Genomic DNA, 21,280 nt, shown 5'->3' with positions numbered 1-21,280 from the left:
TCACTCTTTAACGAAAATCCGGTTTTCGGATTTGAACTTGCGCTCACCGTCCTGGCTGATCAGCAGAATGAGCGACCAGTTGCCGGCGGTCACATCGCTGACTTCACCAATGTAGCGGCCGCCACCATCGGCATTGAAGACAACGCTCATATCGGCATTGTCATCGACCGGGTTGCGCATCATGGCATTGAGTTCCACGCCGAAAAGCGGTGTGCCTTCGGCATCCTTGGCGGTGACGATCAATTCGCCACTGTTTCCGTCGGTGCGCACGAACTCGCTTGTCACCTGCCAGTTGAGTTCCGCCTGTGCCTTTGCCGCGGCGATTTCCTGATTATAGGCCTGTCCGGCCTCGTAGGAACTTTCCACCACCACGCCCGGGAAAGACCCGAGCGCGAGATAGATGAAGATCGCATTGGCGGTGAAGACCACACCGAAGAAGCAGAGCAGCCAGGCGAGCACCGTCTTGCCGGTGATGGCCTTGGGGTCCTTCATGTTCGACTGAACCATTGTCATCCGTTTCTCCTCAAGGCTTTTCCGGCGCTTTGAACGTGTCTTTGGCGGTGATCACCTCGCCCATCACGCTTTCGGTGATGCGGAAGGTCACGGGTGTGGAATGCGGCATCTCGGCCCAGGGCGGTGACGTCACCAGAACCCGGACTTCACGGGTTGTGTCCGGCCCGACGGAAATGATCGGCCGGCCGGCAAAGGTCGAATCGACACCGACGGCTTCCACGAGCGTGTTGGGCGGCATGCCTTCGACATGCAGCATGAAGCTGCGCTCGTGGCGGCGTTTGTTGGACAGGCGCACGGTGTAACCGTTGCGGACGGTGCCGTCGGACTGTTCCACGAAGACCGGGTTGCGGTCATGGAGCACGCTGATGTCGGCAAAATCGCGGTTCAGCAGGGTGAACAGCATGATCGCTCCAACCAGGGCGATGATGGCCGCATAGACGACCGTACGCACGCGGACGATCTCGTAGACAGGTTCCTTGCCCTCGATCCGGCGCTCGATATTCTCGTCCGTATCATAGGCAATCAGCCCGGTCGGCTTGCCGATCTTCGTCATGATGTTGTCGCAGGCATCGATGCACAGGCCGCACTGGATGCAGTCCAGTTGCATGCCCTTGCGGATGTCGACACCGGTCGGACAGACCTGGAAACACTGGTAACAGTCGATGCAGTCGCCGGCCGGCATGCCCTCGGCGGCCAGTTTCTTGTTCTGCTTCAGCGAGCCGCGCGGCTCGCCCCGGTCCCAGCGATAGGTGACGTTCAGCGCCTTTTCGTCGGTCAGCGCCGCCTGGATGCGCGGCCACGGGCACATATAGATGCAGACCTGTTCACGCATGAAGCCGGCGAGCAGATAGGTCGTCGAGGTCAGGATACCGATCCAGATATAGGCAATCATCGGCGCCTGAAAGGTCAGAAGCTGCCAGACCAGCGTCGGAGCATCATTGAAATAGAGCACCCAGGCCCCGCCGGTCCACCAGGCGATCATCAGCCAGAAGAAGTGTTTGGTGGCACGCTTGCCCACCTTGCCGAAGGTCCAGGGTTCCTTGTCGAGCGCGATCCGCTCGCGGCGGTCGCCTTCGACCTTGCGTTCGACCCAGAGAAACAGGTCGGTCCAGACCGTTTGCGGGCAGAGATAGCCACACCAGATTCGCCCGGCGACGGCGTTCATCAGGAACAGCGCCACTGCGGCAATGATCAGGAGACCGGTCAGGTAATAGACTTCCTGAGGCCAGATCTCGATGAAGAAGAAATAGGCCCGTTTGGCCTCCATATCGATGAGAACAGCCTGGCTCGGCGCGTCCGGGCCGCGGTCAAAGCGAATGAAGGGCAGGAAATAGTAGATACCAAGGGTGATGAACAGCAACGTCCACTTGATCCTGCGGAACAGGCCGTGTGTTGCCATTGGGTAGATCTTTTTGGCGGAAGCAAACCACTCCTCTGAGTGCGCGTCCCCCTGCGTTTCGGTGTCCGTAGACATACCGTTCCGTCCTTTGTAACGCGATCCCGCCCCAATGGGATCCTGATAAACGAGATGCCGTCGATCATGGACGACATGGGCTCAAAATAAACCGGCGCAAAGCGTCACACTTTGCGCCGGATCAAATTGGCCTTCAGTTCCGGCGCTTTTATCGCGCCGGACACTGTCAGTCTTACTGACCGCCCCCGAAGGAGTGGACATAGACGGTGAGCGACTTGATGGTCGCCGGGTCCAGACGATCTGCCCAGCCGGGCATGACGCCGTTGCGCGGGTTGGTGACCTGCGCCTTGATGGCCGCAAGCGACTTGCCATAGAGGTAGTTGGCCGAGGTTAGGCTCGGAGCGCCGACTTCCTGGATGCCTTCCAGGTTGTCGCCGTGACAGGCCGCGCAATTGTCCTCATAGAGAACCTGCCCGGCCGCCAGATCGACACCCTCGTCCGTCTCCAGTCCGGCACGGGACGCCACATAGTTGGCGACCTGGTTGATCTCGTCCTTGCTCAGGAGCTCGTCGCGACCGTAGGCCGGCATTTCGCCGATGCGGGCATCGTCATAGTCCGAACGGATGCCGTAAAGCAGCGTGGTGTGGATGTCGTCCAGCGTGCCGCCCCAGATCCAGGTGTCGTCCTGCAGGTTCGGATAGCCTTCCGACCCCGTGCCGCCGGAGCCGTGGCACGGTGCGCAGTTGTCACCGAAGGCAGCCTGACCGTTTGCCAGCGCAAACTGCAGCAGTTCCTGATCGGCAGCGATGTCCTCAAGGGACGCCGCGACGATCTTGTCGGCAAACTCGGACCGTCCGGCGACGCCGTCATCATAGGCCTGGATCGCCTCCAGACGCTGGTTGGCGCCCAGAACACCGGTGGTGTAGCTGGAGATCAGCGGCCAGGACGGATAGAGCACCCAGTAGACCAAGGCCCAGACGATGGTGGCATAGAAGACATAGAGCCACCATTTCGGCAGGGGATTGTTGAGCTCCTTCAGACCGTCCCACTCGTGGCCGGTGGTTTCGACCCCGGAGACCTGGTCGACTTCCTTGTTGTGTGTATCAGCCATCAATCAATCCTCCCGAAACGGGATCTGGGCAGCGTCGTCGAACTTTTTCTTGTTCTTCGGCCACAATGCGTAGGCCAGAACGATGCCAAACAGGATCATGAAGTAGAGCAGGCCCCAGGTCTGCGCGAAGCCCGCGAAAGCGGTATACGTCTCGTTCATCGCCGTTACCTCGCGTTTGCCTTGTCGTCATAGATCGAGAAGTCGACCATGGTGCCGAGGACCTGGAGATAGGCCACGAGGGCATCCATCTCCGTGACCGCGTCCGGATTGCCGTCGAAGTCGCGGATCTTGGCCGTCGGCCAGCGTTCCTCGAACTCGTAGGCGGCATCCGTGTCCGGCCGGGCCTGGGCCATCAGGTCGCTGAGCGCGTTTTCGACCTGCTCGTCCGTGTAGGGCACACCGACAATGGTGTTCACGGTCAGGGCAGCCTGGATATCGCGTCCATTCAGCTTGTTTTCAGCCAGGAACGGATAGCCGGGCATGATCGAGGCCGGCACCAGCGAGCGCGGATCGATCAGGTGCTCCGTGTGCCAGGCGTCGGAATACTTGCCGCCAACGCGGGCAAGATCCGGGCCTGTTCGCTTGGACCCCCACTGGAACGGGTGGTCATACATCGACTCTGCTGCCAGAGAGAAGTGACCGTAGCGCTCCAGTTCGTCCCGCATCGGCCGGATCATCTGCGAGTGGCAGAGATAGCAGCCCTCGCGGATGTAGATGTCCCGGCCGGCGAGTTCCAGCGGCGTGTAGGGCCGCATGCCTTCCGTCTTCTCGATCGTGCTCTTCAGATAGAAGAGCGGTGCAATCTCGACCAGACCGCCAACTGAGACCGCGACAAGGATGCCGACAAGAAGAACGAAGGAGTTCTTTTCGAAGATTTGGTGCTTATTCCATGCAGACATTTATCAAGCCTCCCTTATTCGGCCGGAGCCAGGGAGCCAGCCGGCGTGGTGTCGGCTTCTTCAGCCTCGCCATGACGGACGGTCATCCAGAGATTGTAGGCCATGATCACGGCGCCGATCACGAAGAGCGCACCACCGAGAGCACGGATGATGTAGAAGGGATGCATCGCCTCCACGGTTTCCACGAAGGAGTATTCCAGGAAGCCGAGGCTGTCATAGGCGCGCCACATCAGGCCCTGCATGATACCGGACACCCACATCGCTGTGATGTAGAGAACGATACCGAGCGTGGACAGCCAGAAGTGCCAGTTCACCAGTTTCAGCGAATAGAGCTGCTTCTTGTTCCAGAGCCACGGAACCAGGCAGTAGATCGCGCCGAAGGAGATGTAGCCGACCCAGCCGAGCGCACCGGAGTGAACGTGACCGATGGTCCAGTCCGTGTAGTGCGACAGGGAGTTGACGGACCGCAGGCTCATCAGCGGGCCTTCGAAGGTGGACATGCCGTAGAAGGCGACCGAAACCACCATCATGCGCAGCACCGGATCGGTGCGGAGCTTGTCCCAGGCGCCTGACAGGGTCATCAGACCGTTGATCATGCCGCCCCAGGAAGGCATCCACAGGATGATGGAAAAGGTTGCACCGAGGGTGGAGGCCCATTGCGGCAGAGCGGTGTAGTGCAGGTGGTGCGGTCCGGCCCAGATATAGATGAAGATCAGGGCCCAGAAGTGCACGATCGACAGCCGGTAGGAGTAGACCGGACGATCAGCCTGCTTCGGAATGAAGTAGTACATGATGGCCAGGAAGCCGGCGGTCAGGAAGAAGCCCACCGCGTTGTGGCCGTACCACCATTGAACCATCGCATCCTGAACACCCGCCCAGACGATGTAGGACTTGGTCGAGTAGATCGAGACCGGGATCGTCAGGTTGTTGGTGATGTGCAGCATGGCAATCGTGACGATGAACGCCAGATAGAACCAGTTGGCCACATAGATGTGCGGTTCCTTGCGCTTCCACAGCGTGCCGAGGAACAGGAGCAGGTAGAAGACCCAGACGATGGTCAGCCACAGATCGGCATACCATTCCGGTTCCGCATATTCCTTGCCCTGCGTGGCGCCGAGCAGATAGCCCGTGCCGGCAATCACGATGAAGGCGTTGTAGCCGAGGATCACGAACCAGGGCAGGATCTTGCCCGGCATGCGTACGCGGCAGGTCCGCTGCACGACATACATGGACGTTGCCAGCAGGACGTTGCCGCCAAACGCAAAAATCACCGCAGAGGTGTGCAGTGGGCGCAGGCGTCCGAAATTGGTCCAGGGCAGATCGAAATTGAGCGCCGGCCAGGCCAGCTGCAACGCGATGACAAGCCCGACGGTGAAACCCGCAAGCCCCCAGAACATCGCTGCAATGGTGCCGAACTTGACCGGCCCCATGTTGTAGTTCGGTTTGCCGTCGACTTCCGCCGGGATTTTCTGCCCGCCGTCGTCGAAGTAGTTTTTGAAGATCAGGAAGACACTGACCGCGGCGAACAACGCCCCGATGCCAGCGTGGAATGCCATGACCTGATCAAAGGTCTTGCCTGCAACGATGATGCAGGCGAATGCAAGCAGCACGAGAAAGATGGCAAAACCACCTTCCTCGAGCGAGACCATATTGGTCTTGTTTTGTGACATTTTAGCGCCCCAGTCCTTAGAATCCATGCAAGGTGCCAACGATGGCACGACCATGCGCACGATCCTTCGGGAGACGCGTTGATTCATATCAACGGAACCGGGTTTGCCCCTCCGCCTTTGGTAGAAATCCCGGGATGCGCGACAATCTGGCAGTGCCATAAGGGCCTGTTGCAGCTGTAATTTTCTGAAAGCAACGGGTGACCATTCGTGCTAAGCAACGCAGCTCTGACGCCCTTCCGGCCCTGTTCCGGAAACAGGCGCATCTCTTCGCAGCCCTTCCCGATCCGGACCTGATCCTTGCCTTTTCGTTTCCTCAAATCCGCGGTGCTGTCTTCGAATGTCGCCGGCAGCCTCTGGATGATTGCCGCGATGGCCGCCTTCGCCCTGGAAGATGCCCTGGTCAAACAGGCCGCTTCGGGCCTACCGGTGAGCGAAGTCCTGATCCTGTTCGGGCTTGGCGGTGCCGTCGCCTTTTGGGCACTGGCCGCCATCAAGCGGGAGACCGTGTTCCACCGGGACGTGCTGTCGCCCGTCATGAAGATCCGCTTCGCCTTCGAACTGGTCGGGCGCCTGTTCTACATTCTTGCGCTTGCCCTGACGCCACTGTCCTCGACAACGGCAATCCTTCAGGCTACGCCGATCTTTGTGGTGCTCGGCGCTGCGCTGTTCTTCGGAGAAACGGTTGGCTGGCGCCGCTGGACCGCGATCCTCATCGGCCTTGTCGGTGTTCTGATCGTTTTGCGTCCGGCGGGCGACAGCTTTTCCCTGCTCTCTCTCCTGGCGGTTGTCGGCATGCTCGGGTTTTCGGGCCGCGACCTGGCCAGCCGTGCCGCGCCCGTAACCCTGAGCACCAACGTCCTGGGCTTTTACGGCTTTCTGACGATTGTCATTGCCGGCCTCGCCTTCGTGCTCTGGGAACAGCCGGCATTCGCCCTGCCCGGACAGGAAACGCTGCTGGCTCTGCTCGCTGCCGTGGCCTTCGGCGTTGTCGCCTACAGCGCGCTGATGAAAGCCATGCGGACAGGTGAAGTCTCCACCGTCACGCCGTTTCGCTACACAAGGCTTCTGTTTGGCGTCCTTCTGGGTGTCGTCTGGTTTGGCGAGGGCATCGACGCCCAGATGCTGACCGGATGTGCGGTCATTGTCGGGTCAGGTCTGTTCATCCTGTGGCGGGGCGCAAAGGTGCAGTCCGGTTCGTCCGACCGGGCAAAGGACAATCCCGCCTGAAATCATCAGGACGCAGTCAGCTTGCGCAACTCTTCGCTGACGCGCGCAGCAGTTCCGCTGCCCTGCCCGCCGGGCAGGCTCCACATCGAAATGACATCCGGCAGGGGCACACGGATGCTGAACGGTGCCACAAGCGTTCCGCTTTGCAGATGGTCAGCAACCAGAGCCTCATGGGCCATCAGAATCCCGGCGCCGTTGAGTGCCTCTTCCACCGCAAGGGCATAGAGGGAAAAAACCGGACCTTTCGGCACCAGGCCGATTTCCGGGCAGGCCGCAGCTGCCCAGACTCGCCAATCCTCTGCCCAGGCCGTATCGGTCAGGCAGACGGCATCGACGAGGTCTTCCGGCTTGTGCAGTGTCTCGGCGACCTTCGGCGTGCAGACCGGCACGAGCGCGTCAGCGCCAAGCACCGTCTTTCCCCGGGCTGGCCGTCCTTCATAAAAGAGACAGAGGTCAAACGGCACACGTTTCAGATTGGGCGGAGCCTCCATCGCGGTGACTGATATACCCAGACCCGGAATGCGCTCGCGCAGCAAGGGCAGTCGCGGCGCCAGCCAGAGCTGCGCCAGCGCGGGCAGCGCGGCGACATGAACCCTGCCCGGCGCCGCATCAAGTTTCATTGCGCGGACGGCGTCGGTCAATGTGTCAAATGCAGTCACGAAACACGGCAGGCTGCGCTCGCCCAGGGCCGTCAGCCGCACCCCTCTGGCATGACGTTCAAAGAGCGCCTCTCCAACCTCCTCTTCCAGGGACTTGATCTGCGCGGCGACAGCACCGGGCGTGACCTGCAATTCCTCCGCAGCCTGAGCAAAGCCGCCAAGTCGCGCGGCAGCCTCAAAGGCCCTGAGGGCGTTCAGGGAGGGCAATCTGGGAACAGGAGGCGATACCGGCATCGATAAGACCTAGTTTTTCTAGCCCTTTATTTTCTAAATTCTGATTTGCAGAAAAGCAAGCAAACGAAGACACTCCAGGCAACAGGTTTCCGAGACGCTTGGAGCAACGACATGACACTTGCCGATACCCTTCCCTGGCTCGCCAGCGAGGTCAGAACCCGCATTTCAGACATCACCAGCGCCACCTCCGGACTTTCGTCTACGGCACTCGCCGGGCGCATCGAAACGCTTGCGGAGGAAAACCGGCAGATCCACGAACGCGACTGCTTCAACCTCAACCCGGCGACAAATGTCATGAACCCGCGCGCCGAGGCCTTGCTGGCCAGTGGCCTCGGATCACGGCCCTCGCTGGGCCATCCGGGTGAAAAATACGAAATGGGGCTGGAGGCGATCGAGGAAATCGAAGTGATCGCGGCCAATCTCGCCTGCGAGATTTTCAACGCGACTTATGCCGAGATCCGGGTCGCTTCCGGCGCCCTCGCGAACCTCTATGCCTTCATGGCCACCACAAAGCCTGGAGATGCGATCATCGCCCCGCCGGCCTCGGTCGGCGGCCACGTGACCCACCACGCTCCAGGATGCGCCGGTCTTTATGGCCTCACCATTCACGAGGCTCCGGTGGACGCCGACGGCTACACGATCGACCTGGAAGGCCTGCGTGCCATGGCTCTGGACGTGCGCCCCAAGCTGATCACCATCGGCATGAGCCTCAACCTCTTTCCGCATCCAGTCCGGGAAATTCGCGCAATTGCCGACGAGGTCGGGGCCCACGTGCTGTTCGATGCAGCCCACCAGTGTGGCATGATCGCAGGAGGTGTCTTTGCCGATCCGCTGGCCGAGGGTGCGCACCTGATGACCATGAGCACCTATAAAAGCCTGGGTGGTCCCGCCGGCGGCCTGATCGTCAGCAACGACAGGGATCTTGCCGCAAAGGTCGACAAGATCGCCTTTCCGGGTCTGACCGCCAATTTCGACGTCGCCAAATCGGCGGCCCTTGCGATCACGCTCCTGGACTGGCGCGACCATGGCAAAGCCTATGCAGAGACCATGGCGGCAACGTCGAAGCGCCTGGCCGAGGCCTTGTCCGCAGAGGGGCTGCCGGTCTTTTCCACCAGCAAGGGCATCACGGCGTCACATCAGTTCGCCCTGGAAGCGGCAGCTTTAGGCGGCGGACAGACCGCCTCGAAGAAACTGCGCCAGGCCGGGTTCCTCGCCTGCGGCATCGGCTTGCCGATCGCACCGGTCAAAGGCGACATGAACGGTCTGAGGTTCGGAACACCGGAACTCGTCCGCTGGGGGATGAACGAAGCCGACATGCCGGAACTGGCCGGGCTGGTCGCCGAGGCACTTCGATCGAATGATCCGGCTGCGATGGCTGAAAAAACAGCGGCCTGGCGGAGAACCTTCAACAGCCTGCATTTCGTTTCAAACTGATCCCGGCCCCAGTTTGGACAAGGAACCGCTACCTGATTTTCAGCGAGCACTGAAGCTAGGTGACGTGGTCATTTTGATCGGTCAAATGACCTCACACCTGCCGGCGGCCGAGCACCAGCCCGGTTACCAGCGGCAGAAGCAGGACCATGCCGGTGAAGCGGGCGATCTGGTGGGCCGCGACAAAGGCCGGATCAAGATCGAGCATGAAGGCGAGGATCGTCATCACTTCCAGCCCGCCCGGCGCGTAGGCCAGGAGCGCCTGTCCGAAGGGAATGTCGACCAGGTTCGATACCAGCAATGCTCCCGCGATCGACGTCAGGAAGGCTGCGCAAAAGGCCGCGAGCGACGCACCGAGCACACTGACAAATTCGCGAAACGTCATGTTGGCGAAGCGGCAGCCGATCATGGCGCCCATCATGACAAAACAGGGAAGCACGACAAATTGCGGCAGGGCCAGAGTGAGTGCACCGGATGCGTTCAGGCCCGCGCTCATGAAAAAAGCGCCCGTCATCCAGCCCCCGGCACCCTGGCCCTGACGGCCAGCCAACTGGCCAGCAGGCAGATAGGGACCCCGACAAGTATTTCTGCCGGGGACGAGACCAGAACCTGCCCGCCCTCGCCTTCGACAACGCCGTTGGTCGACACAACCGCAAACGGCAAAATGGCAACCAGCACAAACAGGCGCAGCGACTGGCTGGAGGCAATGCGCGGCAAGTCTGCGCCCCGGTCCGTGGCAAGGGCGATCACATACGAGAGAGCACCGGGAATCGCCCCAAAATAGGCCGTTTCCCGCGACCACTTCGCCCCGAAATGAAGAACCGCGTAGCCGGCCACCGTAACGCCGACAACAACAACAACCAGCAGCGCCATGGAGATTGGCCATTCGCCGATCCGTTCGACCACGTCCGGCCGGACACCCGCACCCATCGAGATGCCGATCAGAACAAACAGGGCGTCGCGGAGGCGATTGGGCAGCAGCGTCGGTGCCCCTGCAAGGGTCGAGACGGCGACGAACACCATCGCACCGGACAGCCACGCAGCAGGAAGCCCCAACCAGTAGAAGACACTGCCACCGCAAGCGGCAATCAGGAGGGTCAGGGCGAGGCGCGCAGCCGAAACTTGGAAGTGGGAGAACGACATGAACAACCGGATATCATCTACGGACATCCCGTTCTATATGCGAAGATTTTTCAGGCTTCATGATTGATTGCATGGATCAACATGATCAATCTGATCAATATTATCCTCTGACACCCGGCAAGGTCACCGGCACCGGTTTCGTGAAGGGCAGCCCCTCGATGCCTTCCTTCTGGCAGGCCAGGCGCAGAGCCGGGCGATCCTCCAGGGTCTCCATGAGCTGTTGCAGACAAGGCGTTCCGGCAAGGTCCCACTTGCCGCTATTTCCGTAAATCTGCGCCCAGCGAACACAGGCCGCCAGGTAAAGATCGACGCAGGAAACGTCCTCTCCCAGCAGAAAGGGCCCGCTACCCGTTTCCAGTTCCGCCTCCAGGAACTGAAACCCGGCGCCGATCCGCTCAATCAAGGTGTCTGAAAACAGCTGATGCCTGCTCTGGTCGGGCAGATAGCGTTTGACCTTGAAGGAAATGCGCAGATCCGAATGCAGCGTATTGGAAAGATAGAACAGCCATTTGAGAAAGCGTCCGCGTGCCGGAGAGGCCGCACCCGGCGCCAGTTGTGCATGACGGTCACTCAGGAAAAGCAGGATCGCGCCTGTTTCAAACAGGGGTGCATCCTGTCCCGGCGCCTCGAGCACCGGAATCAGTCCCTGCGGATTGAGTTTGCGGTAGGCTGGCGATTTCTGCTGCGAGGTCAGCCGGTCAACAGGCACGTAGTCATAGGCTTCGCCCAGTTCCTCCAGCATCATGCGAACCACCAGATTGGCACTGTCCGGCGACCCATGCAGCCGATACCGCGTCAATGCACCATTTTCCTCGAGTTTCGGGCCGACAGCCGCAGGTATCTGGGTCACGTAAGTCATCCTCTTCCATTTCCGAACCGGCCGGCTGGCCTTGAGCAATATCAAGGCGGCGCGACTGGACTGTCGCTTAGATGGCGCCATGATGAAGGACCCGCTCTCCCACGCCATGCGCAACGTACCGCGCTACACCAGCTATCCGACAGCGCCGCATTTTCATGACGGCGTGACGGCCAAGACTTATGCGAATTGGCTGAGCGCCATCTCGCCTGACGATTCGCTGTCGCTTTACCTGCATGTGCCCTATTGCCGGGAGCTTTGCCACTATTGCGGTTGTCACACCAAGGCAACCCGTCAGGATGCGCCGCTGAAGACCTATGCAGCGACGCTCGGCCAGGAAATCAGCCTGGTCAGTGAGCATCTGGCCAATGCCGGCCCAGTACGGCACATCCACTGGGGCGGCGGCACGCCGAGCCTGCTGCCGCGCCAGAGCCTGATCGATCTGGCGGGCTTGCTCAGGGTTCAGTTCGATCTTGATCCGAAAGTGGAACACGCCATTGAACTCGACCCGCGTCTTGTCAGCGCGGAACTCGCCGAGACACTCGCCCTGATCGGGGTCAACCGGGCGAGCCTGGGTGTTCAGGATTTCGATCCTGATGTTCAAAGGGCCATCGGGCGTGTACAGCCTTATGAAATCGTGGAACAAGCAGTGGCGCATCTGCGCAGCGCCGGTCTTGAGGATCTCAATTTTGACCTGATGTACGGCCTGCCGGGTCAAACCGCTGCCACGATCCTGGACACGGTGGAAAAGACCCTGTCACTGGCCCCCGGCCGGATTGCACTGTTTGGCTACGCACATGTTCCCTGGATGCGCAAGCATCAGCGTCTGATCGACGAAAGCACCCTGCCCAACGCCGCGGAGCGGCTGCACCTGGCCGACCTTGCCCGGGCGGAGCTGACAAAGGCCGGCTATGTCGCCGTCGGTCTGGATCATTTCGCCAAGCCGAACGACAGCATGGCCGTTGCACTGGAAGACGGCTCACTGAAAAGAAACTTCCAGGGGTACACGACCGATCAGGGCGACCAGTTGATAGGCTTCGGCGTATCGTCCATCGGCAAACTGTCCTCCGGGTTCATCCAGAACATGCCGGATGTCGGCAACTGGCGCCGGGCGGTCATGGCCGGTCAGCTGCCCGTTTCCAAGGGCCTGGCCCTGTCGACCGACGATCGCCTGCGCGGGCGCATCATCGAAGAGATCATGACCAATTACGCCTGCGATCTGACACCGGTCTGCCAAGCCTTTGGCCTGTCGGTTCAGCACGTGCAGGACGCACTCGCCGCACTGGATGAACTGGCGTCGGACGGGCTGGTGCGCGTTCAACGCGACGACGAGCAAACGGCCCGGCTTGAGGTGACCGAAGCCGGACGGCCCTATGTTCGTCTCGCGGCGGCAGCCTTTGATGCCTATCTGGCTGACAGCCAGGCGAGCGGCAAGGCGCGTCACTCCGCAGCGGTTTAGGTTTCCCTCGAGTGCGCCGGGCATGTGCTCGCGCACCATTTTCCCTTTGATTTGGGATCGCTTAGAGGGTGTCGGCCTCACGCAACGGCCGATCAAGGGACAGATCAGCCCCTGCCCGGCCAGACCGCCTGCTGCGCGTGGGCATGACAGATCTGCCGTGATGAAGCGCTACGCTTCAAGCGCCCCTTCCGGATCTCATGAAACACTCGCCCTGTCGGCGTGTTTCTGAGAAAACCTCGACCCGGCTCCAGACCTTTTTCGGCCATTTCAAAGCCAAAACGAAAAAGGCCGCGATGTTCGCGGCCTTTTCAGTTCCACATCTGCGTGGACGTTTAATGCATACCGGTCATCTGACACAGACCGCAAACCTTGTTGATATGGATCCGGTCAGCCTTGTCGACACGGATCACGTTCCGACGCTTCAGATCGGAAACGACGCGGCTGACAGTTTCGATGGTCAGACCCAGGTAGTCGGCGATTTCCTGACGGGTCATGTGCAATTGCAGGTCATGACCGTCCTGCTCCTCGACGTCTGGGCCAACACAGCCCAGCCCGCCACGGTCCGGCACAAGATGCATCAGGAAGCTCGCGACACGTTCAACGGCGGACTTCCGGCCGAGAAGCACGGCGTGCTCATGCAGAACGCGCATCTGGTTGGTCAGACACTTGGTCAGCGTACTCTGAAGCTCCGTGGATTGTTCGACCTGACGCAGATCGATTTCATGCATCTCGGCTTCAGTCAGCGTTTCGGCTGTGCAGTCATATTCGTCGCCACCGGCAAGACCGAAAATATCGCCGGGCTGCAGGACTTCGACCACCTGGCGGCGCCCGTCCGGCAGCAGTTTGAAAAGCATCACAGAACCGCTGGCCAATTCATAAAGGCGTCTGGCGGTGTCCCCTTCGTAATAGATGACCGAATGAGTATCGTGTGAAACCTTCTTCGCCCCGAAATCCGAAAAGGACTGCTTGCGGTGCTTGTGGAGTGGCGTAACCTGCGGTCTTGCACCCGCGCCCTGGCCGGTGGTGCCTACGTCGAAATAAGCCATAATCCCTCCTTCGTGCCCAATTGCACGGCATTTGTTGCGGCGAAGCCGCGCCACCTCCCGTTGCCAATTCGTCCGGGCGCCGGAAAGTGAGCCACCACGAAGACGTCCCGTCCGACGTTTCGCGATTTACAGGGCAACTCTAACGAGCTCCAGGGGATGAAGAAATTCGGTCGACTGCGTAAGAACAATTACATATGAGCTAAATAGTCGCGTGACAAAGCGTCAGGCTATTCACACACCTCAGGCAATCGCTTTCGTGAGCATGTCGATGGAGAGCGGTTTTCTGAGTACCGTCAGGTTCGGCAAATCCCTGATCTGCTGCAACAAGTTGACGCGGGGCTTGCCGGATATGGCGACAATGCCCGGCGTTTCCGGCCGGTCCAGCAATTCACGCACGACATCGGCCCCGCTCTTGCCGGGCAAACCCAGGTCGACAATGACCCAGTCCTCTGCCGAAGGCATTGCCTCGGCCAGAAAGGTTTCACCGTCCTGATAGGTTTTCGGACGATGGTCCTGAGCTTCCAGCGCAATTGCCAGCGCATCGGCTACCGCTTCATCGTCTTCCACAATGTGAATGATCACGCGCACAAATCCTGACAGCGCCACAACAGGTCGCGCCATCTTTCATGATACGCCAATTGAACGGCCAAGACTGTACGCAGTAATACGTTTTAACTGCATGCTCACGGCGGTTTTACTGGTTGAATTACCCCGCGTGGAGGCTATGCGCCGGTTGTAGGGTGACCCAATACAATGCGGACCAGGTCTGCAGCATTTCGCGCACCCAGTTTTTCCATGATACGCGCCCGGTGCACCTCGACGGTTCTCGGACTGATGCCCAGCGAGCGCCCTGCTTCCTTGTTCGAAGCGCCGTCCGTGATTTCCTTGAGCACTTCCAGCTCGCGCCGGGTCAACGACTCGGCCCCTGGAAAGACGGTGCAGCGTCTTCATTTTGCCTTGCGCGGTTGATGGCAATGCTTTCCTTGACGCGCTCCAGAACAGCTTCGGCTGAAAAGGGCTTTTCGATAAAGTCAAAGGCACCGTTGCGGATGGCTTCCACTGCCATGGGAATGTCGCCCTGCCCGGAGATGATGAAGACCGGAGCCGGGTAGCTTTCGGCGTTGAGCGCCTTGAGAATCTCGATGCCGGAACGTCCCGGCATGTGCACGTCGAGCATCACGCAGGCCGGTGTGGACTTCTGTGCGGAGCTGACAAATTCGTCGCCATCGGAAAAGGTCTCGACAACGTAGCCTTCCATGTTGAACAGAACCGACAGGGCATCACGAACCGCAGGGTCGTCGTCAACGATGTAAATGGCCTCCGCGTCAGCTTTCATTTGGTTCAATTCCCTGTTCTCTCTTCAATCAGACTGGCCGATACCGGCTCTCCGTCCGGCCCGTTATCCGGCGGATCAATGGGCAAGGTCAGCAGAAAGGAGGCTCCGGTTCCCTGAGACACCGGCTCATGCCGCAAGTCGCCCCCGTGATTTTGCGCGATCGAGCGCGAAATGGCCAATCCGAGACCAACACCCTTGTGTTTTGCCCCGGTGAATGCCCGGAACAAGCCGTCGACGACTTCCGCCGGGACCCCTGGACCATTATCCGTCACCCTGAACTCCAGCCGGTCCGCGGCGCGGCGGACAGACAACACAACCTTGCGATCGACCTGGTCGGCCACCGCCTCGCGTGCATTGCGCAGAAGATTGATCAGTATCTGCCGGATCTGAACCGGGTCCGCCTTCAGGGGAGGCAAGTCCGGCTCGACATCCGCCTGCATGACGGGGGCGCTGTCGCCAGCCCCGAGCTCCGCCATTTCCAGGCAGGTTGCGACCAGCTGTGCCACCTCCACGCTTTGCCGTTCCGGCGCCTTCTTTTCCACCAGCTGACGCATGCGCTGGATAATGTCACCCGCGCGCTCGGCTTCCCGGACGGCCTTGTCGATCACTTCCAGGATCAGGGGATCCAGTGAGGCCTCAGCCCTGGCCTTGCGGGACACTGACTGGAGATAAAGCAGGACGGCGGTCAGCGGCTGGTTCAACTCGTGCGCGATGGCCGCTCCCATCTCGTCGAGAGCGCTGATCCGCGTCATATGCAGCAGTTGCGCCTGTGTCTTGGCCAGCCGGTCCTCGATCTGCTTGCGCGGACGCAAATCCCGCAAGATGCCGATGAACTGGCGTCCGCACGGTGTGCCGGCTTCTCCCACAGACAATTCGATCGGGAAAATCGTCCCGTCCTTGTGCTGGGCCTGAACCTCGCGACCGATACCGATGATCTTTTTCGTCCCGGTCTTCAGATAATTGTCAACATAGCGATCATGCGCCCGGGCATATTCGGGAGGCATGATCCGGCTGACATTGCGCCCAAGGAGATCCGCGGCCTCATATCCGAACAGGCGCTCGCAGGCCTTGTTGAAGGCAAGCACCTGCCCACGGTCATTGATCACGACAATGCCGTCTGCCGCCGTATCGAAAACGCTCGCAAGACGCGCTTCCGTTACCGCGGCATGTTCCTCATCCTGGTCGATTACGTCGTCGTGGGCCATCCCGGTACCCAAATGGAAATCACGTCCATTCAAGGTTTAAGGGGTTTCACGTATGCCAGCAACCCATTGAATGTCTAAATCTCTGGTATCCAAGCGCTAATTCGACGCACCGCTTCCCTCAGCTGATCCTCGCTGCGCGCATAACACAATCGCAGGCAGTGTGCGCCACCTTCTCCAAAGGCCGTTCCCGGGGCCAGACCGACACCTGTCTGGCGAACGAGATCCAGAGCGAAGCGACGGGTATCCGTCACGCCATCCACCGAAAAGAACAGGTAAAATGCGCCTTGAGGCGGCACGACACGAACCCGGTTCAGACCCTTGAGCCCGTTGACGACGCAGTCCCGCCCGGCGCGCGCCCTGGCGACCTGCTCCTTCAGGAACTCCTGCCCTTCCGTCAAAGCCGCGACGGCGCCCCATTGCGAAAAGGACGGCACGCCAGAGGTCGAATACTGGATGAGATTTTCAAAAACCTGCCCGAGTGCGGGCGGGGCTGAAATCCAGCCAACCCGCCAACCGGTCATGGCCCAGTTCTTGGACATGGAATTGACAAAGATGATCTGATCATCGTCTTCGGCAACGTCATAGAAAGACGGCGCCCGCTCGGCATCACCGTAATAGAACAGAGCGTAGATTTCGTCGGCGATAATCCAGAGGCTGTGGCGGCGTGCCAGCTCGAGAAATGCCTTGAGCAGGTCTTCGCTCGCTGCCCAGCCCGTCGGATTGCACGGAGAATTCAGAAAAAGCGCCGTTGTCTGGGGCGTGATCGCCGCCTCGACATCTTCGACGCTCAAGTGCCAGCCGGTCTCATCTTCATGCATCGGCACACTGACAGCCCGTGCACCGTGCACTTCGACCGCTGCAGTGATGTTCGGCCAGGCCGGTGTCGGCACTATGACGTCACTGCCGGCATCACAGACCGCTTGCACGGCGAGCTGGATTGCCTGCATCCCGGAGCCGGTGACATAAAAGCGTTCCGACAAGAAGGGCCGGCCATAAAGGCGCTGATGATAGTCGGCGAGAGCTTCACGCAGCGGCGGAATTCCGCGCTGCCAGGTGTAAAACGTCTCACCCCGGTCGAGGGACTCCTTGGCGGCTCTCGAGATGAAATCCGGCGTCGGCAGGTCGCCCTCTCCCGCCCAGAGGGGGATCAGGTCCTCGCGCCCCCATCCAGCATTGAATATCTCGACAATTCCGCTTTCCGGCGCCTTGCGCGCACCCATGCTCAACCGGTCAATCAGGCTGGTCACACTCAAATCCCCTGTGTCCTGTTTTGGCGCAGCTTAGCCCGTTTGACGCTCGATGTTTCATGAAAGAATGTGAAACAGACTTCACCAGTCGTGATCGGTCCGGAAGGGACAACCCGTTGAACCTGATCGTGCTTCGCAGCGATCTCCATCACATGACCAATGGACAGAACATCCTGGCTGTGGTCCGATCAGCACGGATAGCGAACGAAGAATTCGCGACTCGGTTCCAGAGGCCATAGCCGAGGCACGGGAACCGGGCAACCGCTCGGGAGGACGGTAAACCAGACCATGATGCACGGATGGCTCGTGATATTGGCCGCGACGGCCTATATTCTGTGCTTGTTCGCGATTGCCAGCTATGGCGACCGCATGACCCGGCGCAAGTCACCTCGCTCGCGCGGCCGCCCGTTTATCTATGCCCTGTCGCTGTCGGTCTACTGCACGTCCTGGACGTTTTTCGGTTCCGTCGGCAATGCCAGCCGAACCGGCATTGAGTTTCTGACCATCTATATCGGCCCGCTGCTGGTGTTTGCCCTCGGCTATCCGCTGTTGCAGCGGATCATCCAGATTTCAAAGACGGAAAGCATCACCTCGATTGCCGATTTCATCGGCGCCCGTTACGGCAAGAGCCAATCGGTGGCTGCTCTGGCAACGATCATCGCGGTGATCGGTGTCATTCCCTATATCGCGCTGCAGCTGAAGGCCCTGTCGCTGTCGATCACGACGCTTGCCGGGTCGCTGATTTCACCCGGCTTCATGTTTGCGCCGATCTTTGACGACATCACGTTGATGATCGCCCTCGGCATGGCGATCTTCAGCTGGGCCTTCGGAACACGCTACATCGATGCGACCGAGCACCAGGAAGGCCTGATGCTGGCAATCGCCGCGGAAGCTGTGGTCAAACTGATCGCCTTTCTGGCCGTCGGTATATGGGTTACCTACTTCCTTTTCGACGGACCGCTGCACCTGATCCGCTCGATTTCGGAAGCGCCGGAGGTTGCCGAAGTCTTCGACCAGCCGATGAATATCGGCAACTGGCTGGTCATGTCCTGTCTGTCCGCCTTTGCCGTGCTGCTGCTGCCTCGGCAATTTCACGTCACCGTCACCGAAAACAACTCCGATGCGGAGCTGCGGCGGGCGACCTGGATGTTCCCGCTCTACCTGGTGCTGATCAACCTGTTCGTGATCCCGATCGCAGCTGCCGGCATGTTGCGCTTCGGTCAGGATATCAATCCGGACACTTACGTTTTGGCCCTGCCGCTCGATGCAGGCCAGCACTGGCTTGCATTATTTGCCTTTATCGGCGGATTGTCCGCAGCGACTGCGATGGTGATTGTTGCCACCGTGGCGCTGTCGATCATGATTTCCAATGACATCGTTGTGCCCCTGCTTCTTCGGCGGCACAGCGAAGAGGAGATCGTCAACACCTCCGGAAAGGACATGAGCAGCCGTCTGCTCACAATTCGAAGGCTGTCGATCTTTGCCATTCTTCTTCTCGCCTATGCCTATTACAAGGCAGCGGGGAATACGGCTGCGCTCGTCTCGATCGGGCTGCTGTCCTTTGCGGCCATTGCGCAATTTGCACCGGCCTTCATAGGGGCCCTGTTCTGGCGGCGGGCAACGTCTCTTGGCGCGATCGCCGGGCTTTGCGGCGGCTTCTTCGTCTGGGCCTATACGTTGCTGCTGCCGACCTTCGCCAAATCGGGCCTCATGTCCGACGGCTTTCTCGCAACTGGCCCTTTCGGCATCGAGGCTCTGAACCCGCAAGGCCTGCTCGGCCTCGACATGGATCCCTTCATTCACGGCACACTCTGGAGCCTGGGTGTCAATATCTGCCTGTTTGTCGGCGCTTCCTTCCTGCGCAAGCCGCTGCCGGCGGAAACGCTGCAGGCGAACGTGTTCGTGCCGGCCGAACTCACGCCTTCCCCCAACCTCCGGTACTGGCGCACGTCCGTCACTGCAGGCAATCTGCAGGCGACAGTGGCGCGCTACCTTGGCGAAGAACGGACCGAGCGCTCTTTCCTCAGGTTCGCCAGCGAACGGGGCAAGGAGCTGGATCCGAACACTTTGGCGGATGCCAACCTGCTCCGGTTTTCCGAACAGCTGCTTGCCAGTGCCATCGGTGCGGCGTCATCACGGCTGGTGCTGACCTTGATGCTGAAACGGCATGACCCGTCGACCAAAGGCGCGGTCAAGCTGCTCGACGATGCCTCCATGGCGATCCAGTACAACCGCGATCTCCTGCAGACCGCCCTGGACCAGGTGCGCCAGGGCATCGGGGTGTTTGACCGGGACCTGAGGCTGATCTGCTGGAACCGCCAGTTCCGTGACCAGTTGGGACTACCGGCAGAATACGGTCAGGTCGGAACAACCCTCGACGCCATCCTGCGCTTCAATGCGGAGCGGGGTGAATTTGGTGCGGGCCCTGTCGAGGCCCTGATTGCCGACCGGATCGAGAAGCTGGTGCTGCTTCAGGAGACCTTCCAGGAAAAGCTGGAATCAAGCGGCACCGTGTTCGAGGTGCGCATCAGCCCCATGCCCGACGGCGGCATCGTGACCACCTACACCGACATCACCGAACGCGTCCTGGCGGAAGAGGCGCTTGCCAGAGCCAACGAGACGCTGGAACGCAGGGTACGCGAACGCACGGAAGAACTTACCCACGTCAACGAACGTCTTGTGGAAGCGACACGCGCGGCTGAGGAAGCCAATATCGGCAAGACGCGGTTTCTGGCAGCCGCCGGGCACGACATCCTGCAGCCGCTCAACGCGGCCCGCCTTTATGCCTCCGTGCTGGTCGACAAGCTCCGGGAGGCCGAGGACGGGGAACTGGTGCGCAACGTCGAAATGTCGCTGGAATCGGTCGAGGACATTCTTGGCGCCGTTCTGGATATTTCCCGGCTCGACACGGGTGCGCTGAAACCCGAGCCGACTGTGTTCAGACTTGACGAGCTGCTCAGCGGACTTGCACTGGACTTTCAGCCTGTTGCGGAAGACAAGGGCCTGGACCTCCGCATTGTTCCGACATCCGTGTCGGTGAGAACAGACCGCAGACTGTTGCGCCGCCTGTTGCAGAACCTGGTGTCCAACGCCTTGAAGTATACGCAGGAAGGACGTGTCCTGGTGGGCTGCCGCCAACGCGGCAATCGGGTTCTGGTCGAGGTTCACGACACGGGCATGGGCATCCCGAAAAGCAAGCAGAAAGCCATCTTCCAGGAATTTCATCGCCTGGATGACGGCATGCGCATGGCGAAGGGCCTGGGTCTGGGACTGTCGATTGTCGAACGGATCAGCCACGTCCTGAAACATCCGGTCGAGCTGCGTTCCGAAGCCAACAAGGGCTCTTGTTTCTCAGTCGAGTTGCCCCGATCGACGGCGGTACCCGACAGTGCGCCCGTGCACCAGATTGCCCCCCCTCCGGTCAGCTTGAAGGTCTTTGTGTTGTGGCCATCGATAACGAACCCGACATCCTGAGCGGCATGCGCCACCTGTTGACCAACTGGCATTGCCGCGTCATCACCGCCCCTGACGAAACGCAAGCGGCGCTGGAACTGAACAAGGCGGGGCTTACCCCGGACGTCATTCTGGCGGATTACCATCTCGACAACGGCACCGGCATCGAGGCAATCGTGAAACTTCGCTGGAAATTCGGCCAGCATACCCCGGCGATCCTGATCACTGCGGATCGCAGCCGGGCGGTGCGCACCGAAGCCAGCGACAAGGACATCGCGTTTTTCAACAAGCCGCTCAAGCCCGCCGCCCTGCGTGCCCACCTGGCGCGCTGCCAGGCGGGACAGGCTGCAGAATAGGCGCAATCCGTTTCAGCTCGT

Annotated in this window: 15 protein-coding genes and 3 pseudogenes; 4 read left to right on the top strand and 14 right to left on the bottom strand. The window is 60.2% G+C overall.

Annotated features, from left to right (window positions below):
• The 6 genes from CHH27_RS27080 to ccoN all read right to left on the bottom strand — a co-directional run bounded on the left by CHH27_RS27080 (position 1) and on the right by ccoN (position 5,607).
• Positions 1-513, bottom strand: coding sequence for a FixH family protein (locus tag CHH27_RS27080; protein ID WP_094074359.1), 513 nt, complete (start codon positions 511-513; stop codon positions 1-3).
• Positions 514-523: 10 nt separating this feature from the next.
• On the bottom strand, positions 524-1,912 hold the full coding sequence (gene ccoG, locus CHH27_RS27075; RefSeq protein WP_198338313.1) for a cytochrome c oxidase accessory protein CcoG: 1,389 nt from the start codon (positions 1,910-1,912) through the stop codon (positions 524-526).
• Between the two features lie 247 nt (positions 1,913-2,159).
• Positions 2,160-3,038 carry a cytochrome-c oxidase, cbb3-type subunit III gene (gene ccoP / locus CHH27_RS27070; RefSeq protein WP_094074357.1) on the bottom strand — a complete coding sequence of 293 codons (879 nt, stop codon included), beginning with the start codon at positions 3,036-3,038 and terminating at the stop codon, positions 2,160-2,162.
• A 3-nt stretch (positions 3,039-3,041) separates the two neighbouring features.
• Positions 3,042-3,197, bottom strand: coding sequence for a cbb3-type cytochrome c oxidase subunit 3 (locus CHH27_RS27065; RefSeq protein ID WP_094074356.1), 156 nt, complete (start codon positions 3,195-3,197; stop codon positions 3,042-3,044).
• Positions 3,198-3,202: 5 nt separating this feature from the next.
• Positions 3,203-3,937 carry a cytochrome-c oxidase, cbb3-type subunit II gene (ccoO, locus tag CHH27_RS27060; protein WP_094074355.1) on the bottom strand — a complete coding sequence of 245 codons (735 nt, stop codon included), beginning with the start codon at positions 3,935-3,937 and terminating at the stop codon, positions 3,203-3,205.
• Positions 3,938-3,951: 14 nt separating this feature from the next.
• A complete protein-coding gene (gene ccoN / locus CHH27_RS27055; RefSeq protein WP_094074354.1) occupies positions 3,952-5,607 on the bottom strand; it encodes a cytochrome-c oxidase, cbb3-type subunit I in 1,656 nt (551 codons plus the stop codon).
• 297 nt (positions 5,608-5,904) lie between these two features.
• Here ccoN and CHH27_RS27050 point away from each other — a divergent pair, with 297 nt between their 5' ends.
• On the top strand, positions 5,905-6,834 hold the full coding sequence (locus tag CHH27_RS27050; protein WP_247646165.1) for a DMT family transporter: 930 nt from the start codon (positions 5,905-5,907) through the stop codon (positions 6,832-6,834).
• A 5-nt stretch (positions 6,835-6,839) separates the two neighbouring features.
• On the opposite strand, the gene CHH27_RS27045 is transcribed toward CHH27_RS27050, so the two are convergent.
• Complete coding sequence (locus CHH27_RS27045) at positions 6,840-7,727, bottom strand: LysR family transcriptional regulator (protein WP_094074353.1); 888 nt, start codon at positions 7,725-7,727, stop codon at positions 6,840-6,842.
• 111 nt (positions 7,728-7,838) lie between these two features.
• Here CHH27_RS27045 and glyA point away from each other — a divergent pair, with 111 nt between their 5' ends.
• Positions 7,839-9,161, top strand: a complete 1,323-nt coding sequence (glyA, locus tag CHH27_RS27040; RefSeq protein WP_094075045.1) for a serine hydroxymethyltransferase — start codon at positions 7,839-7,841, stop codon at positions 9,159-9,161.
• 91 nt (positions 9,162-9,252) lie between these two features.
• Here glyA and CHH27_RS28415 read toward each other — a convergent pair.
• Both CHH27_RS28415 and CHH27_RS27030 read right to left on the bottom strand, forming a co-directional pair.
• Positions 9,253-10,301 (bottom strand): annotated as a pseudogene (locus tag CHH27_RS28415) (AbrB family transcriptional regulator).
• 100 nt (positions 10,302-10,401) lie between these two features.
• On the bottom strand, positions 10,402-11,151 hold the full coding sequence (locus CHH27_RS27030; RefSeq protein WP_198338312.1) for a glutathione S-transferase family protein: 750 nt from the start codon (positions 11,149-11,151) through the stop codon (positions 10,402-10,404).
• 88 nt (positions 11,152-11,239) lie between these two features.
• On the opposite strand from CHH27_RS27030, the gene hemN reads away from it, so the two are divergent.
• The gene (gene hemN / locus CHH27_RS27025; protein ID WP_094074351.1) at positions 11,240-12,616 is read left to right on the top strand and encodes an oxygen-independent coproporphyrinogen III oxidase; all 1,377 of its coding nucleotides are present in this window, start codon (positions 11,240-11,242) and stop codon (positions 12,614-12,616) included.
• A 332-nt stretch (positions 12,617-12,948) separates the two neighbouring features.
• Here hemN and CHH27_RS27020 read toward each other — a convergent pair whose 3' ends face one another.
• The 5 genes and pseudogenes from CHH27_RS27020 to CHH27_RS27000 form a co-directional block, all read right to left on the bottom strand.
• Positions 12,949-13,662 (bottom strand): Crp/Fnr family transcriptional regulator, encoded by a 714-nt coding sequence (locus CHH27_RS27020; RefSeq protein WP_094074350.1) that lies wholly within the window; start codon positions 13,660-13,662, stop codon positions 12,949-12,951.
• A 240-nt stretch (positions 13,663-13,902) separates the two neighbouring features.
• Positions 13,903-14,283: a response regulator gene (locus tag CHH27_RS27015; protein WP_208988401.1), complete on the bottom strand. Its 381-nt coding sequence runs from the start codon at positions 14,281-14,283 to the stop codon at positions 13,903-13,905.
• Positions 14,284-14,384: 101 nt separating this feature from the next.
• Positions 14,385-14,998, bottom strand: a pseudogene (locus CHH27_RS27010) (response regulator transcription factor).
• 5 nt (positions 14,999-15,003) lie between these two features.
• Positions 15,004-16,203 carry a nitrogen regulation protein NR(II) gene (locus tag CHH27_RS27005; protein ID WP_094074349.1) on the bottom strand — a complete coding sequence of 400 codons (1,200 nt, stop codon included), beginning with the start codon at positions 16,201-16,203 and terminating at the stop codon, positions 15,004-15,006.
• A gap of 74 nt (positions 16,204-16,277) precedes the next feature.
• Positions 16,278-17,450: a pyridoxal phosphate-dependent aminotransferase gene (locus CHH27_RS27000; protein ID WP_094074348.1), complete on the bottom strand. Its 1,173-nt coding sequence runs from the start codon at positions 17,448-17,450 to the stop codon at positions 16,278-16,280.
• A gap of 288 nt (positions 17,451-17,738) precedes the next feature.
• Here CHH27_RS27000 and CHH27_RS26995 point away from each other — a divergent pair.
• Positions 17,739-21,259 (top strand): annotated as a pseudogene (locus CHH27_RS26995) (NahK/ErcS family hybrid sensor histidine kinase/response regulator).
• Positions 21,260-21,280: the final 21 nt, after the last annotated feature.

Origin of the sequence: Labrenzia sp. VG12, assembly GCF_002237595.1 — a bacterium.
Lineage (GTDB): Bacteria > Pseudomonadota > Alphaproteobacteria > Rhizobiales > Stappiaceae > Roseibium.
The sequence above is the reverse complement of the archived record's forward strand: the minus strand, read 5'-3'. Positions and strand labels throughout refer to the sequence as shown.

Bases quoted from the DNA above. Each gene is read 5' to 3' on its own strand.
- CHH27_RS27045 (WP_094074353.1), bottom strand. From the start codon at position 7,727: ATGCCGGTATCGCCTCCTGTTCCCAGATTGCCCTCCCTGAACGCCCTC.
- hemN (WP_094074351.1), top strand. From the start codon at position 11,240: ATGATGAAGGACCCGCTCTCCCACGCCATGCGCAACGTACCGCGCTAC.
- CHH27_RS27080 (WP_094074359.1), bottom strand. From the start codon at position 513: ATGACAATGGTTCAGTCGAACATGAAGGACCCCAAGGCCATCACCGGC.
- ccoO (WP_094074355.1), bottom strand. From the start codon at position 3,937: ATGTCTGCATGGAATAAGCACCAAATCTTCGAAAAGAACTCCTTCGTT.
- CHH27_RS27065 (WP_094074356.1), bottom strand. From the start codon at position 3,197: ATGAACGAGACGTATACCGCTTTCGCGGGCTTCGCGCAGACCTGGGGC.
- CHH27_RS27005 (WP_094074349.1), bottom strand. From the start codon at position 16,203: ATGGCCCACGACGACGTAATCGACCAGGATGAGGAACATGCCGCGGTA.
- ccoP (WP_094074357.1), bottom strand. From the start codon at position 3,038: ATGGCTGATACACACAACAAGGAAGTCGACCAGGTCTCCGGGGTCGAA.
- ccoG (WP_198338313.1), bottom strand. From the start codon at position 1,912: ATGGCAACACACGGCCTGTTCCGCAGGATCAAGTGGACGTTGCTGTTC.
- glyA (WP_094075045.1), top strand. From the start codon at position 7,839: ATGACACTTGCCGATACCCTTCCCTGGCTCGCCAGCGAGGTCAGAACC.
- CHH27_RS27015 (WP_208988401.1), bottom strand. From the start codon at position 14,283: ATGGCGCGACCTGTTGTGGCGCTGTCAGGATTTGTGCGCGTGATCATT.
- CHH27_RS27020 (WP_094074350.1), bottom strand. From the start codon at position 13,662: ATGGCTTATTTCGACGTAGGCACCACCGGCCAGGGCGCGGGTGCAAGA.
- ccoN (WP_094074354.1), bottom strand. From the start codon at position 5,607: ATGTCACAAAACAAGACCAATATGGTCTCGCTCGAGGAAGGTGGTTTT.